At 74.7% G+C, this 11,904-nt stretch carries 13 protein-coding genes and 1 other RNA gene; 8 read left to right on the top strand and 6 right to left on the bottom strand.

Annotated elements, in window-relative coordinates; genetic code table 11:
* Positions 1–4: 4 nt before the first annotated feature.
* A complete protein-coding gene (locus KC207_RS12185; RefSeq protein WP_211603373.1) occupies positions 5–892 on the bottom strand; it encodes an oxygenase MpaB family protein in 888 nt (295 codons plus the stop codon).
* A gap of 79 nt (positions 893–971) precedes the next feature.
* Positions 972–1,718, bottom strand: coding sequence for a YaaA family protein (locus tag KC207_RS12180; protein ID WP_211603372.1), 747 nt, complete (start codon positions 1,716–1,718; stop codon positions 972–974).
* A 93-nt stretch (positions 1,719–1,811) separates the two neighbouring features.
* Between KC207_RS12180 and KC207_RS12175 the strand changes: the two genes are divergently transcribed.
* From KC207_RS12175 to KC207_RS12145, 7 genes are all read left to right on the top strand, one after another.
* Positions 1,812–2,804 carry a Bug family tripartite tricarboxylate transporter substrate binding protein gene (locus tag KC207_RS12175; protein WP_211603371.1) on the top strand — a complete coding sequence of 331 codons (993 nt, stop codon included), beginning with the start codon at positions 1,812–1,814 and terminating at the stop codon, positions 2,802–2,804.
* The gene (locus KC207_RS12170; RefSeq protein ID WP_211603370.1) at positions 2,801–3,349 is read left to right on the top strand and encodes a tripartite tricarboxylate transporter TctB family protein; all 549 of its coding nucleotides are present in this window, start codon (positions 2,801–2,803) and stop codon (positions 3,347–3,349) included. Before KC207_RS12175 ends, KC207_RS12170 begins: the two co-directional genes overlap by 4 nt.
* Positions 3,349–4,875 (top strand): tripartite tricarboxylate transporter permease, encoded by a 1,527-nt coding sequence (locus tag KC207_RS12165; protein WP_211603369.1) that lies wholly within the window; start codon positions 3,349–3,351, stop codon positions 4,873–4,875. The genes KC207_RS12170 and KC207_RS12165 overlap by 1 nt, the downstream gene beginning before the upstream one ends.
* Positions 4,876–4,884: 9 nt before the next feature.
* Complete coding sequence (locus tag KC207_RS12160) at positions 4,885–6,330, top strand: RNB domain-containing ribonuclease (RefSeq protein ID WP_211603368.1); 1,446 nt, start codon at positions 4,885–4,887, stop codon at positions 6,328–6,330.
* 20 nt (positions 6,331–6,350) lie between these two features.
* An RNA gene (gene rnpB / locus KC207_RS12155) (RNase P RNA component class A) lies at positions 6,351–6,729 on the top strand.
* 107 nt (positions 6,730–6,836) lie between these two features.
* Positions 6,837–7,538, top strand: coding sequence for a cobalamin B12-binding domain-containing protein (locus KC207_RS12150; RefSeq protein ID WP_211603367.1), 702 nt, complete (start codon positions 6,837–6,839; stop codon positions 7,536–7,538).
* Between the two features lies 1 nt (position 7,539).
* Positions 7,540–8,196, top strand: a complete 657-nt coding sequence (locus KC207_RS12145) for an MBL fold metallo-hydrolase (protein ID WP_211603366.1) — start codon at positions 7,540–7,542, stop codon at positions 8,194–8,196.
* A gap of 48 nt (positions 8,197–8,244) precedes the next feature.
* Here KC207_RS12145 and ppgK read toward each other — a convergent pair whose 3' ends face one another.
* Entirely contained in the window at positions 8,245–9,027 is a 783-nt protein-coding gene (gene ppgK, locus KC207_RS12140) for a polyphosphate--glucose phosphotransferase (protein ID WP_211603365.1), read from the bottom strand.
* The gene (map, locus tag KC207_RS12135; protein ID WP_211603364.1) at positions 9,024–9,896 is read right to left on the bottom strand and encodes a type I methionyl aminopeptidase; all 873 of its coding nucleotides are present in this window, start codon (positions 9,894–9,896) and stop codon (positions 9,024–9,026) included. The genes ppgK and map overlap by 4 nt, the downstream gene beginning before the upstream one ends.
* 43 nt (positions 9,897–9,939) lie before the next feature.
* Here map and KC207_RS12130 point away from each other — a divergent pair, with 43 nt between their 5' ends.
* The gene (locus tag KC207_RS12130; RefSeq protein WP_211603363.1) at positions 9,940–10,140 is read left to right on the top strand and encodes a methionine aminopeptidase; all 201 of its coding nucleotides are present in this window, start codon (positions 9,940–9,942) and stop codon (positions 10,138–10,140) included.
* A gap of 77 nt (positions 10,141–10,217) precedes the next feature.
* Here the strand turns inward: KC207_RS12130 and KC207_RS12125 are convergent, their stop codons facing one another.
* Together KC207_RS12125 and panB are read right to left on the bottom strand one after the other, a co-directional pair.
* A complete protein-coding gene (locus tag KC207_RS12125) occupies positions 10,218–10,892 on the bottom strand; it encodes a class I SAM-dependent methyltransferase (RefSeq protein ID WP_211603362.1) in 675 nt (224 codons plus the stop codon).
* Positions 10,893–10,902: 10 nt separating this feature from the next.
* Positions 10,903–11,772 carry a 3-methyl-2-oxobutanoate hydroxymethyltransferase gene (gene panB, locus KC207_RS12120; protein ID WP_211603361.1) on the bottom strand — a complete coding sequence of 290 codons (870 nt, stop codon included), beginning with the start codon at positions 11,770–11,772 and terminating at the stop codon, positions 10,903–10,905.
* Positions 11,773–11,904: the final 132 nt, after the last annotated feature.

The raw sequence follows: 11,904 nt of genomic DNA, 5'->3' as shown, positions 1-11,904 counted from the left end.
GTCCTCAGGCGCCATCGGCCGCGGTGACCCGTCGCTCCTCCGCGATGCCCGCCATCGCCCAGCGCACGGCCTTGGTCCCGACGAGCCCGAGCGCCCCGGCCGCCCCCGCCACCGGAGCGGGCACCGGAAGCCCCAGTGCGCCACGGGCCCACGGCGGGAGCAGCGCGACGCCACCCGAGGCGAGCAGCCCGTAGCCGGGACGCGCCGTCCACGGCAACGGTGGGTCGAGCAGGAGGAAGCGGGCCGCGTCCCGCGCGGCGTCCGTCGCGCGCAGCTCGGGTCGGTAGCCCTCGAGCGCGTCCTCGAGGGCGCGCACGTCGGTCGGCACGTCCCGTGCGCCGAGCCGGCGGGCGACGACGGCCGCCTGCTCGACGTAGGTGTCCGCCTCGGCGCTCGCGAGGGGCGTCGCGGAGAACCGCTGGTAGGCCGTGAGGAAGGACCACGCCTCGGCGACGTGCACCCAGCGCAGGAGGTCCGGGTCGGACGCCTCGTAGGGGGTGCCGAGGTCGTCGACGCCGCTGACCCTCCGGTGGATGCCGCGGACCCGGGCGATGGCCCGCTCGGCGTCCTCGACCGTGCCGAACGTCGTCGTCGCGAGGAAGTGCGACGTGCGCTGCAGGCGTCCCCACGGGTCGCCCCGGTAGCCCGAGTGCCCGGCGACCCCCGCCATCGCCGACGGGTGGAGCGACTGCAGGAGCAGCGCGGTGACCCCTCCCGGGAACATCGCCGCGTCGGCGTGGACCCGCCACACCGGGTCGTCCGGGACGAACCACCGCTCGCCCGGCCGGCCCCAGATGACCGCAGCGCGCTCCGTGGCGTCGTCACCCGCCACCCGCGAGCGCAGGGCGTGCCCGAGGCGGCGCTGGGCCGCCCTCACCGTCGTCGTGATCACTGCCGACCTTCCCGTCGTGTCGTCATCGTGCCCAACGGACGAGCACCCCGCGACGCTTCCGGTTGTCGAAGGTTGCCGGTCAGGGCGTCGTGACGTCGAGGACCCACGGCGCGCCGCGTCGGGCCGGCTCGTGCAGGTCGACGGTGAACGCGGCGCCGACGACCTCCGCGAGCGCCGGCACCGACCGGGGTGCGGCCGAGGCCTCGCAGAGGTGTCGGGCGACGAGGCCGCGGGTGTGCTTCGCCATGTGGCTCGCGCCCGGGACACGGACCTGCACCCAGCGCTCGGCGAGGTCGGGGCCGGGCCGCCAGGCCGCGCCGTACGCGGCCGACCGACAGTCGACGACGACCCCGGACCCGGCGGCTGCCGTGAGCGGCCCGTCGAGCACCTCGCGCCACCGTGCCGCGAGCGGGCCGACGCCCGGCAGGTCGACGCCCATCGCGAGCCGGTACGCGGTGATCCGGTCGGTGGGGCGGACCGCGCCGTGGAGCGCGGAGACGACGACGAGCCGCCGGTTCGCCCGGCGCCGTGCGGTGGCGTCGAGGGAGGCCAGGCCGAGCGCGTCGTAGAGGACGCCGGTGTAGACCTGCGCGGCGGGGGTCGCGGGCAGGGTGGCGAGCCGGGTGTTGCGATCGACGTCGGCCCGCAGCCCCTCCGACACCCCGAGGACGGCCGGCGCGTCCGGACGGGCGCTCACGGCGGCGAGGGCCGACGCGACCTCGTCCCGTAGCGGGGCCAGCTCGGGGAAGGACCACGACCCGGGGTCCGCGGGCCCGCCCCGTGGACGGTTCCACTTCGTCTCCGACGGAGGCAGCAGGACGATCACCGGCGCCACGGTACGGACAGCGTGTCGGCCCGACGCGCGCGACCCCGTCCCGGATGACACGATGACGACCCGCCCGACGACGAGAGGACCGACGTGGCACGCCCCGTCCGCACGATCGCAGGGGTCGTCGCGCTGACGGTCCTCGGCACCTTCGCCGTCCTCGACGCGGCCGACACGGCCCAGGGCAGTGACGCCCGCGCGGCGATGACGGTCGTCGCCCCCGCGTCCGCAGGCGGGGGATGGGACCTCGTGGCCCGGGAGATGCAGCAGTCGATGCGCTCCGACGGCATCGTCGGGTCGGTGCAGGTGACGAACGTGCCGGGGGCGGCGGGGACCATCGGCCTCAGCCAGCTCGCCCGTCGGGCCGGCCAGGCCAACACGCTCATGGTGACCGGCACCGTCATGGTCGGCGGGATCGGGCTCAACGACCCCTCGACGACGTTGCAGGACGTCACGCCGATCGCTCGGCTCGCCGAGGACTTCGAGGTCTTCGCCGTCCCCGCCGACTCGCCCTGGCAGACCCTCGAGGACTTCGTCGAGGACTGGCAGGAGGACCCGAGCATCCCCGTCGGCGGTGGGTCCGCCGGCGGCATCGACCACCTCGTCGCCGGACAGCTGGCGCAGGAGGTCGGGGTCGACCCCGCCGAGCTGCGCTACACCCCGCACGCCGGCGGTGGCGAGCTCACCCTCTCCCTCCTGTCGACGGCGTCCGGCACCGTGCCGATCGGGATCAGCGGCTACAACGACTTCCGCGACCTCATCGACGGGGGCCGGCTGCGGGCCCTCGCCGTCGTCGCCCCCGAGCCGCTCGAGGGCGTCGACGTCCCGACGATGGACGACCTCGGCTACGGCGGCGTCGACCTCGTCAACTGGCGGGGCGTCGTCGCCCCTCCCGGCATCAGCGACGACGAGCAGGCCGAGCTCGCGGCGATCGTCGAGGAGACGACCCGCACCGGCTCCTGGGACGAGGCCGTCGCGCGCAACCGCTGGGAGCGCAGCTGGGCCGGACCCGACGAGTTCGAGGAGTTCCTCGTGAGCGAGCAGGACCGGATCGACGCCCTCCTCGAGGAGCTGCAGCTGTCATGACGCCCCGACCGGACTCCGACCACCCGGCCGACCCCCGGGCCGACACCGCCGCGAACCTTCCCGTGACCGCCGGCCGCGGCGACCTCGTCGTCGCCGCCCTGCTCGCCGTCGTCGGCGTCGTCCTCGTCGTCGGCAACCTCACGATGGACGTCGTCGGGGAGGACGGCACGAGCGTCCTCGGCCCGGCCGGGTTCGGCTGGCTCGTCGCGGCGCTCGCCCTCGGGACCTCGGTCGCCATCGCGGCCCGGGCCGTGCGCCGCCCTGCCGCCGAGCGTGCGCAGGAGGCCGCCGACCCGACCCGGGAGATGAACGTCCCCGCCTTCCTCGGGGCGCTCGGGGGACTCGTCGGCTTCGCGGTGCTGCTCCAGCCGCTCGGGTGGCTGCTCAGCGCCACCGGACTGTTCTTCGCCGTGTCGAGCGCGCTCGGCAGCCGCCCGCTGCTGCGCAACGCGGCCGTCGGGTTCGCGATGGCCTGCGTGCTCCAGCTGCTCTTCGGAGCCGCGCTCGGTCTCGCCCTGCCGTCCGGCGTCCTCGGGTGGCTCTGATGGACCAGCTCACGGCGCTGCTCGGGGGCTTCGGGGACGTCCTCACCCCGGCAAACGTCCTCTGGATCGTCCTCGGGGCCTTCCTCGGCACCGCCGTCGGCGTCCTGCCGGGCCTCGGGTCCTCGATGGCCGTCGCCCTCCTGCTGCCGCTCACCTTCGCCCTCGACCCGCTCGCGGCGCTCATCATGTTCAGCGGCATCTACTTCGGCGGGCTGTTCGGCGACTCGACGGCCGGCATCCTCATGAACACCCCGGGCAACTCCACCGCCATCGCGACGACCTTCGAGGGGCACCGGATGGCCCTCGCCGGCCGGGCGCCGCAGGCCCTCGCGACGGCGGCCATCGGCGCGTTCCTCGGCGGGCTCGTCGCGACGTGCCTCGTCGTCCTCGCCGCGCCGACCCTCGCGGACCTCGCGACCCGGTTCGGCCCGGGGGAGTACTTCGCCCTCGCGCTCTTCGCCTTCGTCGCCATCGCCGCCGTCGTCGGCGAGTCGGCGGTCCGCGGCCTCGCCGCCCTGTCCGTCGGCCTGGCGCTCGCCGTCGTCGGGATCGACCAGTCGACGGGCACCGAGCGGTACGCGTTCGGGGTGCCCGCGCTCTTCGACGGCGTGAGCATCGTCGTCATCACCGTCGCGCTCCTCGCTCTCGGCGAGGTCCTGCACGTCGCGAGCCGCACCGGCCGGGCGGGCGCCCGCGAGCTCGTGCCCTCCCGCGGACGGCCGTGGCTCTCGCGCGCCGACCTGCGCAAGGCCCTGCCGGCCTGGCTGCGCGGCGCCGGGTTCGGCGTGCCGTTCGGATTCATCCCGGCGGGCGGGGCCGAGGTCCCGACCTTCCTCGCCTACGGCACCGAGCGCAGCCTCGACGCCCGCCGCGAGGAGCCGGAGTTCGGCACCGGCGCGATCCGTGGCGTCGCCGCCCCCGAGGCCGCGGGCAACGCGACGGCGGGCAGTGCGATGGGATCCCTCCTCGCGCTCGGCCTGCCGACCTCGGCGACCGCCGCCCTCCTCCTCGCGACGTTCCAGCAGTACGGGCTCCAGCCCGGGCCGCTGCTCTTCGAGCGGTCCGGCGACCTCGTCTGGGCGCTGCTCGCGAGCCTCTTCGTCGCGCTCGTCACGCTGCTCCTGCTCAACCTGCCGTTCTCGCCGCTGTGGGCCAAGCTCCTCGAGCTGCCGCAGGGCTACCTCTACGCCGGGATCACCGTGTTCGCCGGGCTCGGGGTGTACGCGACGGGGGCGAGCGGCTTCGACCTCGGCCTCATGGTGGCGCTCGGCCTCGTCGGCTTCGTCATGCGCCGCTACGACCTGCCGCTCGCGCCGGTCCTCATCGCGGTCATCCTCGGGCCGCTCGCGGAGTACAGCCTGCGCGACGCGCTCGGGAACTCCGGGAACGACCCGACGACCCTCGTGAGCAGCCCGATCTCGGTCGGCCTCTACGCGCTGCTCCTCCTCGGGCTCGCCGTGACGGGCTGGCGACGCCGCAGCGCACGACGGTCGCGGACGGGGGCCGACGCCGCCGCCCCGTCGTAGGGTCGCTCCATGCCCCGGTCCACGGTCGTCCTGCGCCCCACCGACGTCGACACGGACCGGGGCGTCGAACGCGCCCTCCGTGACCGGTTCGCCGCCGTCCGCGCCGAGCTCGGGATCGACGGTCCCTACCCGGCCGACGCCGTCTCCGAGGCCGAGCGGGTGGTGGCCGACGTCGACCTGCCGACCGAGGACGGCACCGACGTCCCGTACGTGACGCTCGACCCGCCGGGCTCGATGGACCTCGACCAGGCGCTGCACATCGAGCGTGACGGTGCCGGTCACCGGGTGCGCTACGCCATCGCCGACGTGCCGGCCTTCGTCCACCCCGGCGGCGCCCTCGACCGCGTCACCCGCGAGCGCGGCCAGACGGTCTACTGCCCCGACACCGGGGTGCCGCTGCACCCGCCCGTGCTGTCCGAGGCGGCGGCCAGCCTGCTGCCGGGCGAGGTCCGGCCGGCCTACGTGTGGGACCTGCGGCTGGACGGCGACGGGGCTCTCACCTCGGCCCGCATCGGCCGGGCGATGGTCCGCAGCGTCGAGCGGCTCGACTACGCCTCGGTCCAGGCCGCCGTCGACGCCGGGACCGGCGACGAGCGCCTCCTGCTGCTCCGCGAGGTGGGGGAGCGGCGCATCGCGCAGGAGAAGGCGCGGGGCGGGGCCAGCCTGCCGATGCCCGAGCAGCAGGTCTCCCAGCGTGCGGACGGAGGCTTCACCCTCGAGTTCCGGCCCCCGGTCGCCGCCGAGGAGTGGAACGCCCAGCTGTCCCTCATGACCGGGATGGCGGGCGCCGACCTCATGCTCGAGGCCGGGGTCGGCGTCCTGCGCACGATGCCCCCGCCGGACGACCGGTCGGTCGCGACGTTCCGCCGCGCCGCCCGGGCGCTCGGCGTCGACTGGCCCGAGGGCACGACGTACGGCGACCTCGTCCGGGGACTGGACCGGCACGACCCGCACCACCTCGCCCTCATCCACGAGGCGACCGCCCTGTTCCGCGGCGCGGCGTACACCGCCTTCGACGGGGAGCCGCCCGAGCAGCGGGAGCACGCCGCCGTCGCCGCGCCCTACGCGCACGTGACGGCGCCGCTGCGCCGGCTCGTGGACCGCTTCGGCCTCGTCGTGTGCGCCGCCTCCTGCGCCGGGACCGACGTGCCCGGCGACGTCCGCGCGGCCCTGCCCGACCTGCCCGCCGCGATGCGCGAGACCGACCGGGTCGCCCGCACCGCCGAGCGGCTGTGCGCCGACGCCGCCGAGGCCGCGGTCCTCACCGGGCGGGTCGGCGACGTCCTCGACGGCGTCGTCGTCGACCACCGGGAGTCCGGCATCGAGGTCCAGCTCGTCGAGCTGCCCGTCCTGGCCCGCGTCCCGGGTGAGCAGCCCGACCTCGGCTCGGCCGTGAGGCTGCGCGTCGAGGAGGCGGACGTCGCGGCCGGACGGGTCGTCCTCGCCCTCGCGTGAGCCCTAGACTGGGCCCCGGACGAGTCGGGCGGACGGTCGCGTCGGCGGGGTGACCCGCCGCCGAGGAAGGTCCGGGCTCCGAAGGGCAGGATGGTGGCCAACAGCCACCCGGGGCGACCCGCGGGACAGTGCCACAGAGAACAGACCGCCCACCGCGTCAGCGGCGGGCAAGGGTGAAACGGTGGTGTAAGAGACCACCAGCGGCCTGGGCGACCAGGTCGGCTCGGTAAACCCCATCCGGAGCAAGCCCAGACAGCGTGCGACCGAGGGCGGCCCGCCCGAGCACGCGGGTAGGGCGCTGGAGGTGGTCGGCAACGGCCACCCGAGATGGATGACCGTCACCGGTCCGTCGGCGACGACGAACCGGGACAGAACCCGGCCTACAGCCCGACTCGTCCCCCGCCCGAGGCGCTGACCAGCGCACTCGTGGACCCGACCGGAAGTTTCCACCCCCGACGTTCGTTAGGGTGACGGAACCCCGCACCGGACGGACGGAGCACCACCCCGTGAGCCAGGACACCACGATCGACCTCGACGACGCCCGTCGTCGGGTCATGGAGGCCACCGCCGCGCTGGACGGCTCGACCGTCCGCGACGTCCTCCTCGACACCCTCCTCGTCGCCGGCGTCGACGCGACCGTCGTGCAGGTCATGATGCCGGTGCTCAAGCAGGTCGGCGACGACTGGGAGTCCGGACGGCTCGGTGTCGTCCACGAGCACTTCGTCTCCTCCGCCTTCCGCGGGGTCCTCGGCGAGCTGCGGCTCCCCGTCGAGGGGGACCAGGCCCGCACCGTCGTCCTCGCCTGCCCCCCGCGCGAGCTGCACGACCTGCCGCTCGAGCTCTTCGGCGCGATGCTGCACGCCCGCTGGTGGCGCGTCGTGAGCCTCGGGGCGAACTCCCCGATGACCGCGATCGCCGAGGCCGCCCGCTTCACGAACGCCCACGCGGTCGTCGTCGCCGGGGTCCGCCGCACCGCCTTCGAGGCCCGCATCCCGTCCCTGACCCGCCTGGCCCGCTCCACCCCGCTGTTCATCGCCGGTGAGGGCACGAAGAACCTCGGCAGCCCGCCACCCGGGGCGACCGTCCTCTCGGACGACCTCGTCGAGGCCGCCGAGACCGTCGACGGGCTGCGCGAGGAGGCGGTGGGGACCCCCGACGCCCCGACCGTGCCCGTCGCGGGCCAGGACACCGGATCGGCGGTCGGCTGACGTGCGCCTCACCCACCTCGGACACTCCTGCGTCCTCGTCGAGTCCGCCGACGTGCGGGTCCTGGTCGACCCCGGGACCTTCGCGCACGACCTCACCGGGGTGCGCGACCTCGACCTCGTGATCGTCACCCACCAGCACCCCGACCACCTCGACGTCGACCGGCTGCCGGCCCTCGTCGCGGCCAACCCGGCCGCCCGGGTCCTCTGCGACCCGGGGAGCGCTCCGGTCCTCGCGGACGCCGGGGTCGAGGCGACGGTCCACGACGGGCCGACGACGGTCCGCGACCTCACGGTCACGCCGCTCGGCGAGACGCACGCCCTCATCCACGAGGACGTCCCGCGGATCCCGAACGTCGGCGTCCGCCTCGACGCCGACGGCGAGCCGTCGTTCGTCCATCCCGGGGACGCCCTCGACGCCGAGCCGGGCGAGGTCGACGTCCTCTGCTTCCCGCTCAGCGCCCCGTGGGCCGCGAGCCGGGACACGACGGCCTTCCTGCGCCGCATCGACCCGGCCCACGCCGTGCCGATCCACGACGGGCTGCTCCAGGACCGCGGACGCGCGGTCTACCTCGGCCAGGCCGAGCAGCTCGGGGGCGAGCGCACCCGGGTCCACGACCTCGCGGGCGAGGGAGCCACGGAGTTCCGCGCCGGGGAGTGACGGCGCGGCCCGGGGGCCGCGGACGCCGCCGGGACCGGGTGGTCCGGCTCAGTCCTGCGTGTGCTGACCCCGGGCGTCCTGCGTCCGGGTGGCGAGGACGGCGGCACCGATGATGCCGGCCTTGTTCTTCAGGGTGGCCGGGACGATGGGGGTGCGGATGTCGAGCAGCGGCAGGAACTCGTCGGAGTCCTTGGACACCCCGCCGCCGACCACGAAGAGGTCCGGCCACAGCAGGTCCTCGAGGGCGCGGTAGTACTTCTGCAGCCGCTCGGCCCACTCGGGGTAGGACAGGCCCTCGCGGGTCTTGGCCGAGCTCGCCGTCGACGGCTCGGCGTCCTTGCCGTCGATCTGGATGTGCCCGAGCTCGGAGTTCGGGACGAGGACGCCCTCGTTGAAGATCGCCGTCCCGATGCCCGTCCCGAGCGTCGTGAGGACGACGAGGCCCTCGTGGCCCTTGGCCGCGCCGTAGTGCAGCTCGCCGACCCCGGCGGCGTCCGCGTCGTTGACGACGACGACGTCGTGCTGCAGGCGCTGCTCGAGGAGGTCCTCGATGTGGCAGCCGACCCAGGACTTGTCGATGTTCGCGGCGGTCTTGACGACGCCGTGCTGGACGACACCCGGGATCGTCACCCCGATGGGGGAGGACCCGCGGACCTCGTCGAAGTGGTCGACGACCTGCGCGATGACGTCGCACACCGCCTCCGGGGTCGAGGTCTCCGGGGTGTCGATGCGCAGCCGCTTCTGGGCGAACGCCCCGGCGTCGAGGTCGACCGGGGCCCCCTTGATGCCGCTGCCTCCGACGTCGATTCCGAGCGGGTGGGCGGTCGTCATGCTGCGTCTCCCAACGTGAGGATCTCCGGGCCGTCCTCGGTGACGAGGATCGTGTTCTCGAACTGTGCCGAACGGCGGTGGTCCTTCGTCACGACCGTCCATCCGTCGTCCCACATCCGCCAGTCGGCGGTCCCGAGGTTGAGCATCGGCTCGACGGTGAAGGTCATCCCCGCCTCGATGACCGTGTCGTAGGACGGGGCGGCGTCGTAGTGCGGGATGATGAGCCCGCTGTGGAACGCGGAGCCGATCCCGTGGCCCGTGAAGTCGCGGACGACGCCGTAGCCGAACCGGCGGGCGTAGGACTCGATGACCCGGCCGATGACGTTGACCTCGCGCCCGGGGCGGGCGGCGCGGATGCCGCGCATCATCGCCTCCTTCGTCCGCTCGACGAGCAGCCGGGTCTCCTCGTCGACGTCGCCCACGAGGTAGGTGGCGCAGTTGTCGCCGTGGACCCCCTCGACGTAGGCGGTGAGGTCGACCTTGACGATGTCGCCGTCCTCGATGCGGCGGTCGTCGGGGATCCCGTGGCAGATCACCTCGTTGACCGAGGTGCAGAGCGACTTGGGAAACCCGCGGTAGCCGAGCGTCGAGGGGTAGGCGCCGTGGTCGAGGAGGTACTCGTGCCCGACCCGGTCGACCTCGTCGGTCGTCACGCCGGGGGCGATGACCTCCGCGGCGGCCGCCATCGCGTTCGCGGCGATGCGGCCGGCGACACGCATCCTCTCGACCGTCTCGGCGTCCTTGACCTCGGGTCCGGTGAACGGCGCGGGCTGCGGGAGGTCGACGTACTCGGGACGGACGATGCGGTCGGGGACGGGCCGACGCGGGGAGACCACGCCGGGAGCGACACGGGCGGACGTCGGCGGCATACGGTGGAGTCTAGGCACCCCGCCCACGGGAAGGAGAACCCCAATGTCCTACTGGTACAACGTCGCGACCGGGCAGGTCGAGACGGACGAGACCCGCGACCGCGACGCGAACGTCCTCGGGCCGTACGACACGCAGGAGGCCGCCCGGAACGCCCTCGCGACGGCTCGCGAGCGCACCGAGCAGTGGGACGAGGAGGACCGGGAGTGGGACGAGCGCGGGCCCTCGCCCCGGGACGGGGCCTGAGCCACGCCGGAGGCGAGCCGGCGAGCGAGCCGGTGCCCTGAGCCGGCCTGGGCCGGCCTGGCCGGGTCGGGGTCGCGTCAGCCGTTGACGAGCCGGTGCACGCTCACCGCGTAGTCGCCGCCGGCGACGAACGGGGCCTTGTCCCACGTCGCGTACCGCGCGATGTAGGACAGCCCGCACGACGTCGCGAGCCGGTCGTACCGGCGCAGGTCCACCGCCGCCGCGCCCTCCGGGACGTTCGTGCCGAGCCCGAACCCGGCGACGAGGTAGCCGCCGGGGACGAGGTGGGCGGTGAGCCGCTCGAGCGTCGCCGGGAGCGTGCCGTCGGCGAGGAAGGGGACGACGTTGCCGGCCATGACGGCGCAGTGGAACTCCTGGTCGTGCCCGAGGAAGAGGGTCGAGAGGTCGGCGACGACGAACGGGGTGTCGTCGTCCTCGAGGGCCAGCGCGACGAGGTCGGGGTCGGCGTCGACGCCGACCGCGCGGTGTCCCCGCCGGGTCAGCTCGCTCGCGACGCGCCCGAAGCCGCACCCGGCGTCGAGGACCCGGGAGGGCGGCGGGACGAGGTCACCGACGAACCGCGCCTCCCCGTGGACGTCGCTCCCCGCGGCCTCCAGGTCGAGGAAGCGCTGCCGGTAGGCGCGGGCGGCCTCGGGGCCGCGACCGGTGCCGGCCCAGCGGGTGGGGGGCCCGGGCCGCGCGGGCGGGGGAGTGGAGCTCCACATGCCGGTGGGACGCTCGAACGAGGACACCGCGTTCCCCTCAGGACTCGAAGGAGTGCTCGGGGGCGGGGAAGGACCCGTCACCCACCTCGGTCGCGTAGTCCTGCGCGGCGCGCAGCAGCTCTCCGCGCAGGTCGGCGAACTTCTTGACGAAGCGGGGTGCCCGTCCGCCCCGCAGACCGGCCATGTCCTGCCACACGAGGACCTGGGCGTCGCAGTGCGGCCCGGCGCCGATGCCGATGACGGGGATGTCGAGCGCCGCGGTCAGCTCCGCGGCGACCGACGCGGGGACCATCTCGACGACGACGGCGAAGCACCCGGCCGCCTGGAGGGCGAGGCCGTCCTCGACGAGCCGGCGGGCGTCGTCGCCGCGTCCCTGCACCTTGTAGCCGCCGAGGACGTGCTCGCTCTGCGGGGTGAAGCCGATGTGGCCCATGACGGGGATGCCGGCCCGCACGAGGAGCTCGACCTCGGGCACCATCGGCGCGCCGCCCTCGAGCTTCACGGCGTGGCACAGGCCCTCCTTCATGAAGCGGGTCGCCGTCGCGAGCGCCTGCTGCGGGCTCGCCTGGTAGGAGCCGAACGGCAGGTCGCCGACGACCATCGCGTGGCGGGTGGCGCTCGCGACGGCGCGGGCGAGGGGGACGAGGTGGTCGACGGTCACGGGGACGGTCGTCTCGAAGCCGTAGACGTTGTTCCCGGCGGAGTCCCCGACGAGCAGCACGGGGATGCCGGCCTCGTCGAAGATCTCGGCGGTGTACATGTCGTACGCGGTGAGCATCGCCCACCTCTCGCCGCGCTCCTTCATCCGGTGCAGGTGGGGCACCCGGACACGGCGCTGCGGGGCGGCCTGGGCCCCGGTGCCGTAGGGGGCGGTGGACTCGGAGGCGGGACGCTGCGGCTCGCTCATGGGCCGATGGTAGGCCCCGTCCGCCGTGGGGCGGGTGTGGCGGATGTGGCGGTCAGAGTATCGACGTTACCCAATCGTGACCCGGGCATGTCCGCTTACGGCCACGAGGTGGCCGATCCCAGCAACGGTGCG

Source organism: Phycicoccus avicenniae, from assembly GCF_018139485.1.
Classification (GTDB): Bacteria; Actinomycetota; Actinomycetes; order Actinomycetales; family Dermatophilaceae; genus Phycicoccus; species Phycicoccus avicenniae.
The sequence above is the reverse complement of the archived record's forward strand: the minus strand, read 5'-3'. Positions and strand labels throughout refer to the sequence as shown.